Annotated in this window: 14 protein-coding genes, 1 tRNA gene and 2 pseudogenes; 7 read left to right on the forward strand and 10 right to left on the reverse strand. The window is 52.0% G+C overall.

Features of this window, described 5'->3' with window-relative positions:
• Positions 1-2: 2 nt before the first annotated feature.
• The 3 genes from recJ (at position 3) to lysS (ending at position 4,453) form a co-directional block, all read left to right on the forward strand.
• Positions 3-1,736: a single-stranded-DNA-specific exonuclease RecJ gene (gene recJ, locus ACUY4Q_RS04395; protein ID WP_458045871.1), complete on the forward strand. Its 1,734-nt coding sequence runs from the start codon at positions 3-5 to the stop codon at positions 1,734-1,736.
• Between the two features lie 91 nt (positions 1,737-1,827).
• Positions 1,828-2,926 (forward strand): peptide chain release factor 2 gene (prfB, locus tag ACUY4Q_RS04400; protein ID WP_458045872.1). Its coding sequence is split into 2 segments (ribosomal slippage): positions 1,828-1,902 and positions 1,904-2,926, totalling 1,098 coding nucleotides; the frame shifts between segments, so codons are not numbered across the junction.
• Positions 2,927-2,935: 9 nt separating this feature from the next.
• Entirely contained in the window at positions 2,936-4,453 is a 1,518-nt protein-coding gene (gene lysS, locus ACUY4Q_RS04405; RefSeq protein WP_043866538.1) for a lysine--tRNA ligase, read from the forward strand.
• 45 nt (positions 4,454-4,498) lie between these two features.
• On the opposite strand, the gene idi is transcribed toward lysS, so the two are convergent.
• The 4 genes and pseudogenes from idi to ACUY4Q_RS04425 all read right to left on the reverse strand — a co-directional run bounded on the left by idi (position 4,499) and on the right by ACUY4Q_RS04425 (position 7,553).
• Complete coding sequence (idi, locus tag ACUY4Q_RS04410) at positions 4,499-5,050, reverse strand: isopentenyl-diphosphate Delta-isomerase (RefSeq protein ID WP_043866539.1); 552 nt, start codon at positions 5,048-5,050, stop codon at positions 4,499-4,501.
• 75 nt (positions 5,051-5,125) lie between these two features.
• Positions 5,126-5,458: pseudogene (locus ACUY4Q_RS04415) on the reverse strand (DUF554 family protein); the annotation flags it as partial.
• A gap of 3 nt (positions 5,459-5,461) precedes the next feature.
• Positions 5,462-6,046, reverse strand: coding sequence for a UbiX family flavin prenyltransferase (locus tag ACUY4Q_RS04420; protein ID WP_458047259.1), 585 nt, complete (start codon positions 6,044-6,046; stop codon positions 5,462-5,464).
• A gap of 13 nt (positions 6,047-6,059) precedes the next feature.
• Positions 6,060-7,553: a UbiD family decarboxylase gene (locus ACUY4Q_RS04425; RefSeq protein WP_458045873.1), complete on the reverse strand. Its 1,494-nt coding sequence runs from the start codon at positions 7,551-7,553 to the stop codon at positions 6,060-6,062.
• A 219-nt stretch (positions 7,554-7,772) separates the two neighbouring features.
• Between ACUY4Q_RS04425 and ACUY4Q_RS04430 the strand changes: the two genes are divergently transcribed.
• Together ACUY4Q_RS04430 and actS are read left to right on the forward strand one after the other, a co-directional pair.
• The gene (locus ACUY4Q_RS04430) at positions 7,773-8,672 is read left to right on the forward strand and encodes a LysR family transcriptional regulator (RefSeq protein ID WP_458045874.1); all 900 of its coding nucleotides are present in this window, start codon (positions 7,773-7,775) and stop codon (positions 8,670-8,672) included.
• A 64-nt stretch (positions 8,673-8,736) separates the two neighbouring features.
• Complete coding sequence (gene actS / locus ACUY4Q_RS04435; RefSeq protein WP_458045875.1) at positions 8,737-9,462, forward strand: amidase activator ActS; 726 nt, start codon at positions 8,737-8,739, stop codon at positions 9,460-9,462.
• 125 nt (positions 9,463-9,587) lie between these two features.
• Here the strand turns inward: actS and ACUY4Q_RS04440 are convergent, their stop codons facing one another.
• Entirely contained in the window at positions 9,588-10,754 is a 1,167-nt protein-coding gene (locus tag ACUY4Q_RS04440; RefSeq protein WP_458045876.1) for a fimbrial protein, read from the reverse strand.
• A 359-nt stretch (positions 10,755-11,113) separates the two neighbouring features.
• Between ACUY4Q_RS04440 and ACUY4Q_RS04445 the strand changes: the two are divergent.
• Positions 11,114-11,209, forward strand: a pseudogene (locus ACUY4Q_RS04445) (amidase activator ActS); the annotation flags it as partial.
• A 93-nt stretch (positions 11,210-11,302) separates the two neighbouring features.
• Positions 11,303-11,376 (forward strand) — tRNA-Gly (locus tag ACUY4Q_RS04450).
• 86 nt (positions 11,377-11,462) lie between these two features.
• Here the strand turns inward: ACUY4Q_RS04450 and ACUY4Q_RS04455 are convergent.
• The 5 genes from ACUY4Q_RS04455 to ACUY4Q_RS04475 all read right to left on the reverse strand — a co-directional run bounded on the left by ACUY4Q_RS04455 (position 11,463) and on the right by ACUY4Q_RS04475 (position 19,247).
• Positions 11,463-13,148 (reverse strand): glycoside hydrolase family 43 protein, encoded by a 1,686-nt coding sequence (locus ACUY4Q_RS04455; RefSeq protein ID WP_458045877.1) that lies wholly within the window; start codon positions 13,146-13,148, stop codon positions 11,463-11,465.
• Between the two features lie 55 nt (positions 13,149-13,203).
• Positions 13,204-14,643, reverse strand: coding sequence for an MFS transporter (locus tag ACUY4Q_RS04460; RefSeq protein ID WP_458047260.1), 1,440 nt, complete (start codon positions 14,641-14,643; stop codon positions 13,204-13,206).
• 488 nt (positions 14,644-15,131) lie between these two features.
• Positions 15,132-15,665 carry a GNAT family N-acetyltransferase gene (locus tag ACUY4Q_RS04465; protein ID WP_458045878.1) on the reverse strand — a complete coding sequence of 178 codons (534 nt, stop codon included), beginning with the start codon at positions 15,663-15,665 and terminating at the stop codon, positions 15,132-15,134.
• Between the two features lie 52 nt (positions 15,666-15,717).
• Positions 15,718-16,350: an ECs1377 family protein gene (locus ACUY4Q_RS04470; protein ID WP_458045879.1), complete on the reverse strand. Its 633-nt coding sequence runs from the start codon at positions 16,348-16,350 to the stop codon at positions 15,718-15,720.
• 86 nt (positions 16,351-16,436) lie between these two features.
• The gene (locus ACUY4Q_RS04475) at positions 16,437-19,247 is read right to left on the reverse strand and encodes a ligand-binding sensor domain-containing diguanylate cyclase (RefSeq protein ID WP_458045880.1); all 2,811 of its coding nucleotides are present in this window, start codon (positions 19,245-19,247) and stop codon (positions 16,437-16,439) included.
• Between the last annotated feature and the right edge of the window lie 431 nt (positions 19,248-19,678).

A 19,678-nucleotide genomic window follows, 5' to 3' on the forward strand; every position in this document is an offset into this window, starting at 1 on the left:
CAGTGAAATCAGAAATACTCCTTCGCCGCCGCGAAGCGAACGATACGGCGGCGCTTCCGGCGGATTTACACCCGCTATTGAGCCGCCTGTACGCCAGCCGCGGCGTGTGCCAGGCAAGCGATCTTGAGCGTGGCGTCAAAGGCATGCTGCCGTGGCAGCGCCTGCACGGCATCGATAAAGCCGTTGAGGTGCTCTACAACGCTCTGCGTGAAGGCTTGCGCATCATGGTGGTGGGCGATTTTGACGCCGATGGCGCCACCAGTACTGCCCTGAGCGTGCTGGCCTTGCGGGCGCTGGGCGGAGACAACATCGCTTATCTGGTGCCGAACCGTTTTGAGGACGGCTATGGACTGAGTCCGGAAGTGGTCGATCAGGCCCACGCTCGTGGCGCGCAGTTTATTCTTACCGTCGACAATGGTATCTCGTCCCACGCGGGTGTCGAGCGCGCTCATCAGTTGGGCATTCCGGTGCTGGTCACCGATCACCATTTGCCTGGCGACACGCTGCCGGACGCGGAAGCCATCATTAATCCTAACCTGCGCGAGTGTGATTTTCCTTCGAAGTCACTGGCGGGCGTCGGTGTGGCGTTTTATCTGATGCTGGCGCTGCGTACCTTCTTACGTGACAACGGCTGGTTTGAGGCCCGTGGTATAGCCGTGCCTAATCTCGCTGAGCTGCTTGACCTGGTGGCGCTGGGTACGGTGGCCGACGTCGTGCCGCTGGACGCCAATAACCGCATTCTGACCTGGCAGGGCCTGAGCCGTATTCGTGCCGGAAAATGCCGACCGGGCATTAAAGCGCTGCTGGAAATTGCCAACCGCGATGCGCAGAAACTGGCAGCCAGCGATTTAGGTTTTGCGTTGGGGCCACGTTTGAATGCCGCCGGGCGACTGGATGACATGTCCGTTGGCGTCGCACTGCTGTTAAGTGAAAACCTTGGCGAAGCCCGCGTGCTGGCAAGCGAACTGGATGCGCTTAACCAAACGCGTAAAGAGATTGAACAGGGGATGCAGGCAGAAGCGCTGACGCTTTGTGAGAAGCTGGAGCGCAGCCGGGATACCCTGCCGGGTGGGCTGGCAATGTATCACCCTGACTGGCATCAGGGCGTGGTGGGAATTCTGGCCTCGCGCATCAAAGAGCGTTTTCATCGCCCGGTGATTGCTTTTGCGCCTGCAGGCGAAGGCACCCTGAAAGGCTCAGGGCGCTCCATCCAGGGGCTGCATATGCGTGATGCACTGGAGCGTCTGGATACGCTGCATCCTGGCCTGATGATCAAATTTGGCGGCCACGCGATGGCGGCGGGACTGTCGCTGGAAGAATCCCGTTTTGATGAGTTCCAGCGCTATTTTGGCGAACTGGTAACGGAATGGCTGGATCCGTCGCTGCTGCAGGGAGAAATTGTTTCTGATGGGCCACTTGCCCCGCAGGACATGACCCTTGAAATTGCGGAGATGCTGCGCGAAGCGGGTCCCTGGGGACAGATGTTCCCGGAACCGATGTTCGACGGCGAGTTTCGGATTTTGCAACAGCGACTGGTGGGTGAGCGTCATTTGAAGGTGATGCTCGAACCGGTTGGCGGTGGCCCATTGCTCGACGGTATCGCCTTTAATGTGGACACCAGCCGCTGGCCAGATAACGGCGTACGCCAGGTCACGGCTGCCTACAAACTGGACGTGAATGAGTTTCGCGGCAACCGCAGCGTTCAGCTGATCATCGAAAATCTCTGGCCAATTTAGCGCCAGTAATCTCTACTAATAAGGGCGTGGATCCGCTACAATTCCGCCCTTATGACCGTATTTTGACAAGTCCATTAAAAGAAAACAGACCATGTTTGAAATCAATCCGGTAAAAAACCGCATTCAAGACCTCACCGAGCGTTCCGACGTTCTTAGGGGGTATCTTTGACTATGATGCCAAGAAAGAGCGTCTTGAAGAAGTAAACGCCGAGCTGGAACAGCCGGACGTCTGGAACGAACCTGAACGCGCACAGGCGCTGGGTAAAGAGCGTTCCTCCCTCGAAGCCATTGTTGAAACCCTCGATCAGATGAGTCAGGGGCTGGAAGATGTTTCCGGTCTGCTGGAGCTTGCGGTCGAAGCGGACGATGAAGAGACCTTTACCGAAGCCGTTGCTGAGCTTGACGTGCTGGAAGAGAAGCTGGCGCAGCTCGAATTCCGCCGCATGTTCTCGGGTGAATATGACAGCGCGGACTGCTACCTGGATATTCAGGCCGGTTCCGGCGGCACCGAAGCCCAGGACTGGGCGAGCATGCTGGAGCGTATGTACCTGCGCTGGGCGGAAGCACGCGGCTTTAAAACCGAGATCATTGAAGAATCTGAAGGTGAAGTGGCGGGTATCAAATCCGTGACCATCAAGATCTCCGGTGATTATGCCTTTGGCTGGTTACGTACCGAAACCGGCGTCCACCGCCTGGTACGTAAGAGCCCGTTCGATTCTGGCGGTCGTCGCCATACGTCGTTCAGCTCTGCCTTCGTCTACCCGGAAGTGGATGACGACATTGATATCGAAATCAACCCGGCCGATCTGCGTATCGACGTTTATCGCGCATCCGGCGCGGGCGGTCAGCACGTTAACCGTACAGAATCGGCGGTGCGTATTACGCATATCCCGACCAACACGGTAACCCAGTGCCAGAACGACCGTTCACAGCACAAAAACAAAGACCAGGCCATGAAGCAGATGAAAGCGAAGCTTTATGAACTGGAAATGCAAAAGAAAAATGCCGAGAAGCAGTCGCTGGAAGACAATAAGTCTGACATTGGCTGGGGCAGCCAGATCCGTTCTTACGTCCTGGACGACTCCCGCATTAAAGATCTGCGTACCGGTGTCGAAACCCGTAACACGCAGGCGGTGCTGGACGGTAGCCTGGACCAATTCATCGAAGCAAGTTTGAAAGCAGGGTTATGAGGAACCAACATGTCTGAACAACACGCACAGGGCGCTGACGCGGCAGTCGATCTTAATAATGAACTGAAAACCCGCCGCGAGAAGCTGGCACACCTGCGTGAGCAAGGTCTGCCGTTCCCGAACGATTTTCGTCGTGACCATACCTCTGACCAATTGCACGCTGACTTCGACGCTAAAGAGAACGAAGAGCTGGAAGCGCTGAACATCGAAGTGGCCGTTGCTGGCCGCATGATGACGCGTCGCATTATGGGTAAAGCCTCTTTCGTAACCTTGCAGGATGTAGGCGGTCGCATTCAGCTGTACGTTGCTCGTGACGATCTGCCGGAAGGCATCTACAACGAGCAGTTCAAGAAGTGGGATCTGGGCGATATCCTCGGCGCGAAAGGCAAGCTGTTCAAGACCAAAACCGGCGAACTGTCGATCCATTGTACCGAGCTGCGTCTGCTGACCAAAGCACTGCGCCCGCTGCCGGACAAATTCCATGGCCTGCAGGATCAGGAAGCGCGTTATCGTCAGCGTTACCTGGATCTCATCTCTAACGATGAGTCCCGCAACACCTTCAAAATTCGCTCTAAAATCATGGCCGGTATCCGCCAGTTCATGGTCAACCGCGACTTTATGGAAGTGGAAACCCCAATGATGCAGGTGATCCCAGGCGGCGCTTCTGCGCGTCCGTTCATCACCCATCACAATGCGCTGGATCTGGACATGTACCTGCGTATCGCGCCGGAACTGTACCTCAAGCGCCTGGTGGTTGGCGGCTTCGATCGAGTATTCGAGATCAACCGTAACTTCCGTAACGAAGGGATCTCCGTTCGCCACAACCCTGAGTTCACCATGATGGAACTCTATATGGCGTACGCGGATTACAAAGATTTGATCGAACTGACTGAATCGCTGTTCCGTACCCTGGCGCAGGACATTCTGGGTAAAACTGAAGTCCCTTACGGCGACGAAGTGTTCGATTTCGGTAAGCCGTTCGAAAAACTGACCATGCGTGAAGCGATTCAGAAATACCGCCCGGAAACGAACATGGCGGACCTGGATAACTTCGACTCAGCGAAAGCCATTGCAGAAAGCATTGGCATCAAAGTTGAGAAGAGCTGGGGTCTGGGCCGTACCGTGACCGAGATCTTCGAAGAAGTGGCTGAAGCGCACCTGATTCAGCCAACCTTCATCACCGAATACCCGGCAGAGGTTTCTCCGCTGGCGCGCCGTAACGACGTGAACCCGGAAATCACCGACCGCTTCGAATTCTTCATCGGTGGCCGTGAAATTGGCAATGGCTTTAGCGAGCTGAACGATGCAGAAGATCAGGCGCAACGCTTCCAGGATCAGGTCAATGCCAAAGATGCGGGCGATGACGAAGCGATGTTCTATGACGAAGACTATGTGACGGCACTGGAACACGGTCTGCCGCCGACGGCGGGTCTGGGCATTGGTATCGACCGTATGGTTATGCTGTTTACCAACAGCCACACCATCCGTGACGTTATCCTGTTCCCGGCGATGCGTCCGGTAAAATAAGACGCGAGATGTGAACAAGCCCCGGCGTGAAAACGCGGGGCTTTTTTATTGCCTTACGCCAACGGAAAACTGACGAAGCTGCGCGTTGGCGCCTGCCGCTTCCTGCGCCATCCATGGGCTAAAGGCCCAGGGCGTGGCTTCCAGTGCGACCAGCAGAGCATTCAGCTCCACCCACCGATACTCCATCACTTCATCGGCATTGATGGCGACAGGCGTAATAACCTGCGCGGCGAAAACCGGGCAAATTTCGTTTTCAACAATCCCCGAAGGGTCGGTTTCGCGGTAGCGGAAGCCAGGCGCGATAGGGGTGATATCGATAATCTCCACACCGGCTTCAAAGCGGCAGCGGCGCACAATCGCCTGCTCAACGGTTTCACCCTGCTGCGGGTGGCCGCAGACAGAATTGGTCCAGACGCCGGGCCAGGCTTTTTTACTCATGGCGCGACGGGTGACCAGGCATTCACCGCGTGAATTGAATAGCCAGGAAGAGAAAGCCAGGTGCAGTGGGGTATCGGATGTATGAGCGGCGTACTTCTCCAGCGTGCCGATTTCCTGTCCCTGATCGTTAAGTAAAATAACGTGTTCTTGAATAACCATTCCAACTCCAGCTCTTGAAACGCCGAATGGCGCTACAGGTAGCGCCACCGGGCGAGAAGAATATTATATCAATAATCAGGCAAAGAGTTTGGCCCAGAGGGCTGAAAACGGCATGACCAGCAATAATCCAGGCAGCATATTGGCGACCGGGAAGGGTTTGATATTGCAGATTCGCAACCCGGTTGCCACCATGATGAGGCCGCCTGCGCAGGAGAAATCCGCCATCATATCGGGTGTGATCATGTGCAGAATATAAACGGCAATCGTCGCCAGTGCGACCTGCACAATTACCAATGGAATACCGATGGTCATCACGGAGAAACCGAGCATGGTGGCAAAGATGGCGGCGGTGAACAGATCCAGCACCGTCTTGATGTACAGAATTGACGGATCGCCGGTCATGCCTTGCTGTTATGCGCGATGAAGCAGGTCACCCTCGCCCCAGCGCGGAGTGTTTTTAACATCAATATCGAACAGATCCAGCGCCCGGCTGACGCTGTGAGTAATGATTGCATCGGCGGTTTGCGGGCGTTGATAAAGCGCGGGAACCGGCGGGAAGATAATCCCGCCCATTTCAGTCACCGCCTGCATGTTACGGATGTGCCCCAGGTTAAGCGGCGTTTCGCGTGCCAGGAGCACCAGACGGCGGCGCTCTTTAAGCACCACGTCGGCGGCACGCGTTAACAAATTATCCGTCAGACAATGGGCAATCGACCCCAGCGAGCGCATCGAACAAGGGGCGACCAGCATACCCAGCGTCTTAAACGAACCACTGGATATCGAGGCCCCCAGATTGCCGATGGGGTGTACCACATCTGCCAGCGCCATGACCTCGTCCAGTCGATAATCCGTTTCCAGCTCACAGGTTTTTTCCGCCCCTTTTGATATCACCAGATGGACTACGAGATCCTGCCCGCGCAAAAGCTCAAGCGCCTTAACACCATACTGAAAACCGGAAGCACCGCTTATGCCGACGATGATGCGTCGAGATGTGATCACCGTTATCCCCTTATTCGAAATCAGGCAGGAAACGTTTCACATCAACCTCTTTGAACTTCGAACGCGCAAAGTGGCTTTTAAGATGGAACGGCACCGTGCAATCAAAAATGGTTTTACAGGAGATACCTTGTTGCAGAATGCTCGGGCTATATTCCGGCACCTGAGACGGATCGAGCGGATGGCAACGCACGCCAGGAATGGTGATGGTGTCCACATCACCCTGGTAGCGGGTCTGCATCGCCCACAGCACGTCGTCGCTGTCAAAAATGTCCACATCTTCATCCACCAGGATCACATGCTTCAGTTCGGGGAACGCGGCGAATGCCAGTAGGGCTGCCTGACGCTGACGGCCTTCATCGACGGCCGCCGCTTTTTTGAACTGCATAACTGCCAGCAGTTTGCCGCCGCCTGCTGAGTGGGCAAATACGTTCAGCAGTTTGCCCGGCATGGCACGGCCCACCATGTCCAGAATGCTCGCTTCGGTCGGGATACCCGCCATGTTGACGTGTTCTTCACCCGGTCCTACGGTAGTGCGCCAGATTGGATTGTTACGATGGGTGACCGCTTTGACTTTGATGACCGGCAGAGCATCTTTCGCTTCACCGGTGTAACCCGGGAATTCCGGCATCGCTTTGCCGGTATCGGTGTTCTGGTCTTCGCGGACGCGGACGTTTGGCAGGAGTTCGCCTTCAATAACGATCTCGGCATGGGCGATGGCTTTTTCGTTGATGGTTTTACACTGTACCATTTCAACCGCATGGCCACGCAGCGCCCCGGCAACGCTCAGTTCATCGTAGCCGAGTGGGGTGGTGGGTGGTTCGAAGCAGGCAGCGATTTCAATCGCCGGATCCACGCCGATGCTGATAGAGATCGGCAGCGGCTTACCTGCGGCTTCTGCCTTCATGCGAAAAGCGTCGATGTGGCGACCCGGTGTCAGCCACATGGAGAGTTCATCACGGCTCTGCACGCACAGGCGGTGAATGGTGATGTCCGACTCGTGGGTTTCCGGGTCTGAGGCGTAGCAAAGTCCCATGGTGATATACGGACCCGCATCTTCTTCGGTATTGGTTGGTGCAGGCAGCAGGGTGCGCAGATCGAACCCCGCGTCGGTGGCCAGATGAACCACTTCCTGGCAGACGGCGTTGTTCTGGCTCAGCACGGGCGGAATCGGGTTTTGCACGGAATCTTTCAGCAGGTGACCGAGTTTTTCCGGCGGGCAGTTCAGGAAGTGGCTGACGCGTTTGCGTGAGCCGTTAATGCCAATGGCCACGCTGATGTCATGAAAACCTTTAATTTTATTAAAGACCATCACCGGGCCGTTTTTACGCGTCGGGCGCTGGCAGGTACCTCCAGCCCCTACGTAACGATACACACCGGAAAGCTCAGCATGCGGATCGACCTCCGTGTCGGTTTCCACATATTCGCCGGGCAGGGTTTTTAATAATTCAAGAGCAGAACGCAAATCGTGAACATCATGCGGATGTTTATTATCTGAATGTGACATAGCGTGTTCCATCAAAAATAAGAGAATGAATGTCTGCGCCTACCTTATTTTTGCCGGAGAGGTAAAACAAATACCGTTTTCCTGATTCAACCCATATCAAAAAAGTACTCTTTGCAATTTTGTTAAATACTCAGGTGTCGATTGCAATTACATAAGGCACTTTTACTCTGCGAAGCGAAGTGTGATACTGAGCGCCTCATCATGACGGGAGAGCGTTGTATGGATCTGAAAAGACTGCGTTATTTTTGCCGTGTGGTAGAGCAGGGATCGGTAAGCCAGGCGGCAAAAGTGCTGAACATGGCGCAGCCGCCACTCAGTAAACGCATCCAGGAGCTGGAAGAGGAACTCGGCGTCGCTCTTTTTACCCGTCAGGGAAATCGCATTGAACCCACCGATGCTGGTTATTTTCTTTATCGTAAAGCCTGTGAAATATTACGTGATGTGGAAGATACGGCGCGGGAAACCGTCACGATTGCGAATAAAGAAAAATTCCAGTTAAGAATTGGCTTAACTCATCTTTTTCAGTCGTATTTCAAACCGCTATTGCTGGAATTATATAAACGTAATCCCCACGCAGAAATAAATATCTCGGTTACAGATTCCAGCCACCTTGAGACGATGCTGAATGAAGGAACCATCGATCTGGCTTTAATTCAGCGCCCTTATCGCAGCGAAGGATTTGATTTCGTCTCCTTTGATCCGGTCAGGCTGGTGGCGGTGATCAGCAAAAAATGCCTGCCAGAATGCCCGTCATCGCCGTTCGATTATCAGGCACTGGCCGCTTTCCCGCTGGTGATGCTGCATCGGGCAAAAGATTCCGGTACCTATGAAATGTTGATTGACCTGTTTCGCAAAGCGGGCGGCAACCCGAAAGTCATCATGCACATCACTCAGCCGGGGGTGATTCTGGAATGGCTGGAGTCGGGGCTCGAGGCGGCAACGCTGTTGCCTTCATCGGAAGTGGATGCGGCCCGGCTCAGCCACTGCCACGTGGTTGAAGTTTTCCCGTCACCGCAGGTGTTCTACCCGGCATTAGTAAAAGTCCCGGCGACGAACTGGTTGCCCGAAATCATGGCAATTATCGCTCAGGGTTATCCCTTTGAGCTTCAAAAGCACTGAAAGGTTGGCATCCCGCCGCTGGCTGCTAAACTAAGACGCCTTTTATTTTCGCTGAGGATCGGTTGTGCGTGCAGGAAGCCTGATGAGAAGCCCTTTTCACGTTGCCAGTTGTCTGGCTATTGCCCTGCTGCTGGCAGGATGCTCCGGGAGTAAATCCTCCGGCGGTGATGTTTACACCGTAAAACGTGGCGACACGCTGTATAAAATTTCGCGCCAGACCGGCACCAGCGTCAGTGAACTGGCACGGCTGAACGGGATTTCACCACCGTACACCATTGAAGTGGGCCAGCGGCTGAAATATAACACTACGTCAAAATCCTCCTCATCAAAAAGCGCGAGTCGGACCGCCAGAGTCGTGCCGTCTTCCGCCGTGCCGCAATCGTCCTGGCCGCCGGTGGGGCAACGCTGCTGGCGCTGGCCAGCAGCGGGTAAAGTGGTCATGGGTTACACCACTTCCGAAGGCGGCAATAAAGGGATTGATATCGCGGGGCCGCGTGGTCAGGCCGTTTACGCCGCAGGGGCCGGAAAAGTGGTCTACGCCGGGAACCAGCTGCGCGGTTACGGCAATCTCATCATGATTAAGCACAGCGAAGAGTACATCACGGCTTATGCCCACAATGACACCATTCTTGTGAACAACGGGGAGAGCGTGAAAATTGGGCAGAAGATTGCCACCATGGGCAGCACTGACAGTGATTCGGTGCGATTGCATTTCCAGATTCGCTACAAGGCGACGGCCATCGATCCGCTGCGCTATCTGCCGCCGCAGGGCAGCCCGCCTAAATGCTAATGGCAAAGGCGAAAACGTAAAGCTAATTAGTGGCAGGCCATTGATTAGCTTCAGTTCGGTGTAAGGGTTATGGCGGATAAGTTTACTCGAAGTAAACCCCATCCTTTTAATGGGCTGCACTGCGTCTAATTATAATTTGCATAAATAATGACCCCCGCCTTAGCCGGGCCTGGCTCTAGCGTGCCGGTTGTGCGCACATAGCGCGCCGCCATATTAACGGTGCCGTCGCCGGTAATAGAGTTACTGCCTGTCGCATAGCCACCCGTCCTGATGTTACTGCTGATGGTATCGCCTGCCGTGTCGGTGTTGAGTTTTACCGGTTTTGTCGGCGTGCCGTTGCTCTGGCTGGCATAATCCCCCCACGCCAGCTGGATACCCACCCCTTTTGCCCCAGTCCCGTCAAGCGCGATGATGCCCTTGTCGATATTAATTGCAGCCGTTAGCGGCACAACTTTTACCTGTACCGTGCCATTCAATGCAGTCATATTGGGAGCTGAATTGTACCCGTATGCATTCGGGCAGCGCAGGCGGAAGCTGGCATCTACCCACGGCGAGCTATAGCCCTCTGCGGCAGTACCAGGAATATTGTGCGTACCCATCTGCACCGTTTTGGCGGCGTCAACAAATTCGCAGGTGCTGGCATACACGGAGGCTGTCACCTCCGGGGGATTGATTTTATTGACAGCACAGACTTTGCCGTTATTTGATGTACTTGAGGTAGTATTGCAGCCTATTTCGGCCGCCCCGTTACCCACCGCCTGAAAGACTGTTGGCCCTTGGATATTTAATAATCCGTAAGGGAGCGTATTGGCCGCCGAGGAATATTTCCATAAACGCACTTCAACCCAGGTACCGATACCTAAAGCAATGTTGCTGCCATAGGCACGTTTAGCTAGTTGTTGCGGAAAAATAGGGAGCGGTTGCCCTTTCGCCTGGGAGCCCGAGTCAGAATCATTAAACGAAATTCCAATACCCTCAATCGAGGTTTTATAGATTTTAAAATTGGCCTCCTGACCGTTACATACCTCTGAAGCGCTAACAACACCATTTGTTACTGACAGATAATATGTCCCGGATGCGCTCAGCGTGACGCTGGTTTGCCCCAGATTAACGGAGTTAACGTTGCCAATTTGTTTACAATTTTCGATACGATTACTAAGAGTGACTTTTTGAGTTAAATTGATGTTTTTTGCTGCTTCTACTGTCCCTGATACAGTGACTGTCATTTTGTCAGCAGCGCTAACGGATTCGATGCAGATCGGATTAACGATAAAAACGATTATCGTTGCCATAACCTTCCACATAATGCCTCCCTGGTTTTATGAAAATCCTGGGGCAAAATGTTACTAAAATAGTTCGTCAGGACTAGATATTAGATCTGGTCAATGTACGAACCTGTCGCGCGGTTTTAATTCAACGTAAAAGCCACATGAGTATGTTTTCAATTAATATTCTTTCAGGTAATAAAAGCCCAGGCCGGGCGAAATCATACGCGGCCTTCAAAAATTGCCTTCTGTGCACAAAGGTAACGGGATGCATCCGTAGAAGTAGTGGGTATGTTGCACGGGGGATTTATTATTTTCAATATAAATCAAATTTATCATTTCAATTATCAAGGCTGTTTATCATTCTGCGTCTGCTGGCCGCCTGTGACGCCATGCGACTGGCAGTCCAGATTCGCTACAAGGCGACGGCCATCGATCCGCTGCGCTACCTGCCGCCGCAGGGCAGCCCGCCTAAATGCTAAAGGCAAAGGTTAAGCGACTAATTTATGGTCAGTTAGTCGCTTAACGTCTTGCCAGCCAGCGAGTTAGGTCTATAATGCCTGTCACACACCGAAGCGGGTGTAGTTCAATGGTAGAACGAGAGCTTCCCAAGCTCTATACGAGGGTTCGATTCCCTTCACCCGCTCCATCGTTTTTACGTACACCACGCTGCTTCACCCTCCCTGGTTCCTGCTCCCGGCAATTGACTTAGCGTAAGTGACGCTCACACCCTGGTTACCGTCGGTACTGGCGCGTTTCACTTGCTTTCCAGCTATAGGTGTCGTTTGCAACTAACGAATCCCCCAGTTCCTGATAACTGAAGTCATAAAATTCAGCCAGGGCGCCGTAACCGGAGTAGTCTACTGCCGCAAGGCCCACGAATGCACCGGTGAAAAATCCGCCGTAACTCTGTAGTACGTAATCATCAGATAGCACTGCGGCATCTAGTGTGACGGGAATTTCAGTAAAGTTGCTCCCGTCAAAGCTATATTCATAAGTGTAACTGTCCTTACGAACCCTGGTGCGGAACCAGACAGATTCGATCCCTTCCGGGATTTTAATGGCGTCATCTTTCAGGTACGACGTATATTTCCCACGGTTATTTTCACCTATTTCAATGACGGCACCGTTAATTTCATTCCAGGTGATGAAGATAAAACTCCAGTGACGGTCATTATAGTAATTCGTTAATCCTGCCATTTGTTGATAGGAAAACGGATTAAATTTAACTTTAACCTGAGCATCGAAGTAAAAAGCCTGCCAGCGCCGGGCAATAAGCGACAGGTCATGCGTATTCGCCAGAGAACCCTGACCCGTTAACGTCAATTTTCCATTGCCTGTTGTTCCCATTTTTTCTGTGAACGGCACCCGGAGTGTATTCCAGTTAATATCAAGGACCGGCGTTGTAAATTTATCGTGTTGGCTATGATCTTTTGGGCTTTCAGTGAAGATGGCATCCTCTGGCCCTTCGACAAATGTTTTTCCGCCGTGACCGCCTGCGATTCGGGGCCAGCCATCTTCATCCCAAACCACTTTCTGAATGGATGTTTCTCTGCCCAGCGTTGACCAACCACGCGGGTCATAAACCGATTCACCTGCATGATTCCACGGGCGAGCGCACAGCGAAGCATAGTACCACTCTCCTTTTGGCGTAGAAACCAAAGAGCCATGCCCTTGTTTTTGCAGGTAACTGTCTGGCGTATCTACGTTAGTCAGGAACACGTCTCCTGGCTGGGTTTCAAAACTGTGAGCCTCTAAGCTTTTTGAACGTGCGACTACTTCCTGGTGAGTAAATACGGTTCCGCCCTGGGCGGCGAACAGATAGTAATAGCCGTTCAACTTATAGAGATGGGGGCCCTCAACCAGCGCAACGGCGGTACCACGGTAAATTGTCCGCGCGGTTTCTGGTTTTAGTTTCAGGGTGTTTGCGTCGAACTCAGTCAACGTGATGCCATCAAAAGGATGATGGTACTCTCGATGGTCCCAGGTTTGTTGGACTAAATATTTACGACCATCTTCGTCATGGAAAAGGGAAGCATCAAAACCGACACCATTAAGTTTAACAGGCTCTGACCAGGGGCCGCGTATGTCTGTTGCGGTGATCAGGTAGTTTGTCATGTCTTTAAAGGCGCCTTCGGTGATTTTTACATCTGTATAAACCAACCAGAATTTTCCGTCGGCATAAGAGAGAGCAGGTGCCCAAATTCCACCCGATGACGGATTTCCTTTCATGTCTAAAAGGGCTGTAGTTGACAGTGGAGAAGGGAGAAGATTCCAGTGCTCAAGGTCTTTAGATTCGTGTAACCGAACGCCAGGAAACCATTCAAATGTCGAATTTGCAATATAGTAAGTGTCTTTTACACGGATAATACTGGGGTCTGCATTAAATCCAGGGAGTACAGGGTTTTGAATAACTGACATGTTATCAATCCTTTTTTAATTTTTTTTTTAATGAGTTTTAATCATTTTATTTAAACTATACGCGTATTTCATCAAGTTGCCGGTTAATATCTTCAACATTTTTGTCGGAGATTGGATAAAAATGAATAGCGAACATTGAGACAACGGCTAAAACAATTGGAATCCAAATCGCAGTCATATTTATACCGGCGATAGCATTGGCATGTTGATAGGCACTGGTTTCGTTAAAGCCGTAGCCTGCCAGCAACCAAAGTGGGAGCGCGCCGCCAAGCGTAAAACCAATCTTGAAGAAAATGCCCATAATCGCATTAATGATTGCAGCGTTCCGCTTACCTGATTTCAGTTCGCCATAAGCAATCACTTCGGGAACCAGCGCCCACATGAATCCGGTCGCTGAGGTTAAGCCCCATTGCTTAATGAAAGTCGCGATGTAAGCCAGCCAGAGCGCATCATGCATTCCATCGAGCGACCAGGCGTAAGTCAGTAATTCACCGACAATAAACATGCCTAAAAAAAGATGGAAAAATCCTTTTTTACCGAAAAACTTTTTGAGTTTCGGCCAGAAAACCGGAAATAAAATACCCGGAACTGAGGCGACAAGGCCAACAGCCCCCATCCACTCGGAATGGCCGACGACATACTGATTGAAAAACCCATTAGCCGTATTCATGACAAACATAAATGTAAAAGCCAGCATGAAGAAAAAGCCCAGAACAACAAGGGGTTTGTTATTCTTAAGCTCAAGAAACAGATCCATGCTTTTTACGTTAGCGGTTTGTTCTGCCGTAGCGACAACACGTTCTTTCGTTAATTTATAACAGAGGAAAAGGGCGATAGCCCCTATCACCATATAAATTGAGTACACGCCAAACCAGGCATAGTTAGCCGATGGGTCGGTGTAGTTCCCCATATTAAGTTTAAGCCCAAAAAAACCGGTATCCTTGAGGCTACGATCTTTTGGCGCGGCCATTTGAACAAACATCGGGAATAGGGTATAGACCAGAAGATTGGCACTGTTGGCCAGCATCATTCGGGTACTGGTAAGTTTATCAATAGATTCAGGATCTCTTGTCAATGAAGCATTCAGAGAACCATAAGGAATATTCACTACGGAATAAACTAAATCCAGGGCCAGATAAATAATAAAGGCATAAGGAACGGAGCCTCTGACGCCAGGAATAGGTGCAAAAAGTAAAGCGGAGAGAATAACGAGCGGAATACCGGCGCGCAAAAGCCAGGGTCGATATTTACCGGCTTTAGACGTTCTTTTGTCAACGTAGGTTCCTACCATTGGATCCCAAACAACGTTGATGATGCGGACAAACAGAAAAATAAACCCTGCGGTTGCGGTGCTGATTGTATTTACCGTCAGCATGTGAAGTGCAAGAAAACCACCTATCGTCCCAAAAACAAGGTTTTGAGCGAAATCACCCATGCCATAACCAATTCGCTCACCACGAGATAATATATGATATTCATCATGTCGATTGTGAATTATTTCGGTACTCATTTAATCACATCTCCGGCTTCTTTTGTAAATGTGGAGTACTTTCTGACATAGATTATCTTGGGAATCTATTACGATTTTATATTAATTAATTATGTTTTTTTAATCCTGTGATCTCTGGAGCAGTGCTCTTAAATAGCCCGCGCATCCAGGTTTTCATTAGCAACTCGCCAGCAACAAAGGCACCGGGTGAACTCTTCCTTCAGAACGACATTTTATTTTATTTTTTGTCATGCCTCACAAAACCCGCATTCTCAGAATGGCTTTTAATGCAGTGAGCCCAATACGCTATTTTTGCGATAGAGTTCACATTTATGTATTGCCTTAGGCTTCGAATGAAATAAATTAAATAAAAAGAGGGCAAAAAATACAGGAGACGCTTACAGTCTCTAACTTTTTAATTTATTCGGGAACGGAGCCGATATTTTGGCACCGGTTGTTGGCGAACTCGGGAAGAGAATTTTTAAGCGCAAAGGTCACTCTCTGCCACGCCACTCATGTGCCTTTAGCGTATACAGCAGACTGGGCTCTTCATCTGCCACATCATCCACCTCTCCGGCGTATTTCAATCCCGCTTTTGTCAGTACCTTTTGCGAAGCCAGATGGTCCGGCCTGACCACGCCTGAAATGGCATTCAGCGTAAGTGTTTCAAAACCATAGCGGACGGCAAGGAGGGAAAACTCGGTTGCCAGCCCTTTGCCCCAGGCCTCGGTGGCAAAACGATACCCAAGGTTATTAATGGTGATGTCAGCGTAGGTGCTGATGCTTAGCCCCCCAAAGCCAATCACTTTTTCTGGTGCTTCATTGAGTGAAATAGCCCACTGGCCAAACGCGTATTTATTCCAGTGGTGAAGCCAGCGCGACAAAACGGCTTTTGCATGCGCAATATCTGGGTAAGGCCCGGCAGGATTAAAATTATTTGTCGCCGGATCGCCATAAATCCTGAACAGGTCATCAAGGTCTGATGGTGTAACGGGGCGTAGGATCAGGCGCTCTGTTTGTAGGTGCATGTTTGTGTGCCTTGTTGCTGATTATTAACCGGTAAATTCGCATCAATGCCGTTTAAGGCGCCGGACGATGATAAACCGGCACCCGTCGGGTACTCCCGGTAAGGTTGTCGAAAACCTCTACCTCCGCCGTGGCAATCACCATGCCCGATTTACGCAGCCGTTGCACATCCGCTGCGATGCGTTGTATACCAAACCAGAACAGTCCGTCGAGCGCGGTGACCTCCAGCCCAGCCTCAAGTGCCTGTTTCAGGCGCTCACGCGGCGCTTTCACCTCTTTGGCGATGTGCTGGAAAGGGGCGGCGGTGGTGCCAGCGGCATCTTCACGGCGGATGCGGGTCACCAGGCGGTACTGAAACTCATCCGGGATAGCGTTTATATCCGTTTTCAGCGTGTAGACGCAGCCAAAACGTTTGCCGTTGAAGAGGACATTTTTCTGCCTTATCTGAAACTCTTCCCGTAATCCGGCAATCAACTGAGGTGAGCGGGTCAGCAGCAAACGGAAGGGTAGTTCGAAGCTGGTGACGTAATCAATATTGAGCAATGCGATGCGCAGGCCCTCTTCCGCCCCCGCTTTTAACTGACGGCACTCATCAAGAACGCCGCGCCACTGCTCCGTCATTCGAGGTGTCTCTCCGGCTTCCGTAAACGCGTATTTTTCAATCTGATAGTCAATTTTTCCGCTCACCCTGCCTTCCCTCTGATTATCTTTGCTATCGCTACATCATTATGCCGATTTTGCTGTTCGATTGCTTTTGCGCCACTCTCACTTCGCTAAATATGAAAGTGGTTAGCATCACTCTCATGTTCTTCAGACCAGCACACCACCTTGTTTCTGCCGGTTTGCTTGGCGATATAGAGCGCGTGATCTGCATGTTTGATAAGCGTATTACTGTCGCTGGCAGTCGACGATTCCGCCAGGCCAAAACTGGCGGTCACCTGCATGCCTTCGGCGATGTGCCGATGGTCAGTTTGCGCCAGGGTATTTCTCAGTGTTTCGCACACAATGGCGGCTTGTTCAATGGACATGCGCGGGAAGAGCAGGGTAAATTCTTCGCCACCCCAGCGGGCGCTCAGCATGGTCTCTTGTTGGGTAGTGCGCAGCATATCACCAATGCTTTGTAGCACCAGATCCCCGACCACATGCGACCAGCGATCGTTGATTTGCTTAAAATGATCGATATCGAAAATCGCCAGCGTCAATGGGTAGTCATTGTCCCGGGCATCATCAAAGCAGAGCATCAACTGCTCATCAAACACCCGACGATTGTCCAGCTTCGTGAGCTGATCCTCTCTCGCCTGACGCTCAAAGATCTCAGCCTGCTCCTGCAAGGCCAGCGTTTTGGCGGCCACCAATTTACGCAGCCGCTCTTCATTACGGTGCGCCTGATTCAGACGCCAGCGGAAAACAAGCAACAGCGAAATCAATACCAACAACACCAAAAACGCCTGCACAAGAGGACGCTGCCAGATGAAGGGCTTGATGGTCAGGGTGATCGCCGTGGTATCGCCATTCCAGTCGCTATTGGGGTAGCTGGCGGAGACGTTAAAACGATAGGTGCCCGGTGGCAGGTTGGTATACTCCGCCGTGGTAATATTACCGCGATCGACCCACTGCGGATCAAAGCCATCCAGCTTCGTGCGGTAGAGAATGCGTTCGGGCAGCACATAGCCTAAACCCGAATAATTGATACGAATGCGCGTCGTCCCGGCAGGCCAGGTCGAGGGCGTGTCCAGCGGTGTGGTATTACTCTCCACCGATTCGACGACCGGCGTGAGTCGCGTTTTGCTGAATTCTCCCAGCCGTTCCGGGTTGACCATGACCGCCCCGCGCGCGGTTGCCACCCAGACACCACCTTGTTTATCGAGGGTCGCAGCAGGCATCGAACCCCCGTTAGCCTGCGCGCTGATCATGCCGTCGCTTTCACCAAAGTGGGTTACGGTAATCTGTTTCTTACGCCCTTCGATAACGTCGGTGGCGTCAGCTTTGCTGATGCGATTGATGCCACGGTTAGAACTCAGCCAGAAATAGCCAAGCTTGTCGGGTATCACCTGGAAGAGTTTGTCGATAGGCAGACCTTCTTTGCGCCCGACCATGCCGATAGCGCCGTCGCTTTTGCGATACCGAATCAGACCACGGTCAGAGGTCATCCACATATAATCCGCTTCGTTGTAAAAGCCAAAGATGTACTCGGCGTTTTCCATATTGGTGATATTGATAGGTGTAAATTTCTTGCCGTCGAAAACAGAGACGCCCAGCCCGGTGCCCACCCAGATACGGTGCTGCTCATCCTCCTGCAAGGCCATAATGAAACTGGCGGGCAGGCCGTCTTCAAAAGCGTAATTGTGTAAAGTGGCCTCCGCGCGCAGCACGCTAAGCCCGGAAGCGGTGCCAATCCACAGATTCCCCTGGCTGTCGGGCAAAATGGCGCGGATCTCATTGCTGATCAGGCCATCTTTTTGTTGCAACACGGGGGACAATTTTCCGTCTTTCCAGTGCAGCAGCCCGTCGGTATAGGTGCCGACCCACACGCTGCCGTCTGCCGCTTCACCGAGGCTGAGCACAGAGGGTTGCGTGTGTTGATCCCCGTTAATTTGTTCGACATTGCCATCGCGAATGCGGTTAAGACCGGTGCTGCTGCCTATCCAGATGCTGCCGTCCGAGTGCGTCATCACGGTACGAATGTAGTCGCCATTCAACCCCTGGCGGGTACTGAAAGTGATAAACGGCGCCCGGCGCAGGCGCAGTAAACCGGCATTAGTACCAATCCAGATGTTATTTTCTTTATCCTGCAGGATGGCCTGTACGCGGTTATGCACAACGCCATTATCGATGTTGAGATGCTCAAGCCCTTGGGCGCTGAGGCGGAAAATGCCGTGGTTAATGGTGCCAAACCAGATGTCCTGGCGGTTGTCCTGCATGATAGTGGAGACCACTTCGCTGGAGAGTTGGGGATGCAGCGGAACAAAGTGTTCGCCCACGCGTTTCCATACCCCTTTTTCCGTGCCGACCAGCAAGGTGTGGTCTGTTGTTACCAGCAAACTAAAAGCACGCACCTGCGGCAAGCCGGTGGCAGGGGAGACGCGTGTCGCATGACGATCCTCAATCTGGTAAAGACCTTTGTCGGTGGCCGCCCAAACGGTGCCGTTATTATCCTCTACGCTTTTGTTGACCGTGACATTGTCGAGCACACGTTCATCATGCAGCGCGCTAATCTCAAGGGCGGGGCGAAAGACAAGACCCATACCGGGCATGCAGAGCCAGAGATTGCCTTTGCGGTCCTGCATGGCCGAACCGATCATGGTGGGCGCGGGGGCATAGGGGTGCCAGTTGCCGCCCTTCCATGAGGAGATCCCCCCACGCGCGCCGGCCACTAACAGGCTTCCGTCCTGCCCGGCAAGCAGCGCCAGGATACCTGAATCAGGAAGACCGGTGTCCGCGCCACGTTCAAACAGCTGGAAGCTTTTACCGTTATAGCGGGCAAACCCTTCCCAGGTCCCGAACCACAGGTAACCTTCCTCGGTCTGCGCAATGGCATTAATACTGTTATGCGGCAGCCCGTCTTTTGTCGACCAGGATTCCACAAAGTATTCACTTAATGCGACAGGGGATTCCTGAGCCTGAAGCGGCTTGCTGATAAAAATAATCAAACTAAAAAAAAGAAAGCATAGGCCACGCATAAATGCGTTTCGTTGTGTGTGCATAGTCATGAAAATGAATTAATCGCCCTTGGCTATACTGCGTTTCATCATCAATCGAGACGAGACTCAGCGCTTTATCGTTGTATTAACCCGTCTGTTACCGACTGCAGGTTTAAAAAGATAATGCGCTGCTGTGCCCGAATTTGTCTTCTGTTTTTTATTTAAGTATCAATAACATTAATGGGGAAGGTAAAAAACTGGCCTGCAGATCGTTGTCGCAGATCAGGAACAAAAAAAAGACGGCAAATTTTGCCGTCTAAGATGAGAATAGTCGCACCCCTTAAAAAGGGTCAAACCGGGGTGTTCTCCTCGTA

The sequence above is a fragment of the Phytobacter cepae genome (assembly GCF_054165735.1).

What these genes read in the sequence shown, in the direction of transcription:
- lysS (WP_043866538.1), top strand. Translation starts at nt 2,936, where the DNA reads ATGTCTGAACAACACGCACAGGGCGCTGACGCGGCAGTCGATCTTAAT.
- ACUY4Q_RS04440 (WP_458045876.1), bottom strand. Translation starts at nt 10,754, where the DNA reads ATGGCAACGATAATCGTTTTTATCGTTAATCCGATCTGCATCGAATCC.
- ACUY4Q_RS04430 (WP_458045874.1), top strand. Translation starts at nt 7,773, where the DNA reads ATGGATCTGAAAAGACTGCGTTATTTTTGCCGTGTGGTAGAGCAGGGA.
- ACUY4Q_RS04425 (WP_458045873.1), bottom strand. Translation starts at nt 7,553, where the DNA reads ATGTCACATTCAGATAATAAACATCCGCATGATGTTCACGATTTGCGT.
- ACUY4Q_RS04465 (WP_458045878.1), bottom strand. Translation starts at nt 15,665, where the DNA reads ATGCACCTACAAACAGAGCGCCTGATCCTACGCCCCGTTACACCATCA.
- idi (WP_043866539.1), bottom strand. Translation starts at nt 5,050, where the DNA reads ATGGTTATTCAAGAACACGTTATTTTACTTAACGATCAGGGACAGGAA.
- ACUY4Q_RS04455 (WP_458045877.1), bottom strand. Translation starts at nt 13,148, where the DNA reads ATGTCAGTTATTCAAAACCCTGTACTCCCTGGATTTAATGCAGACCCC.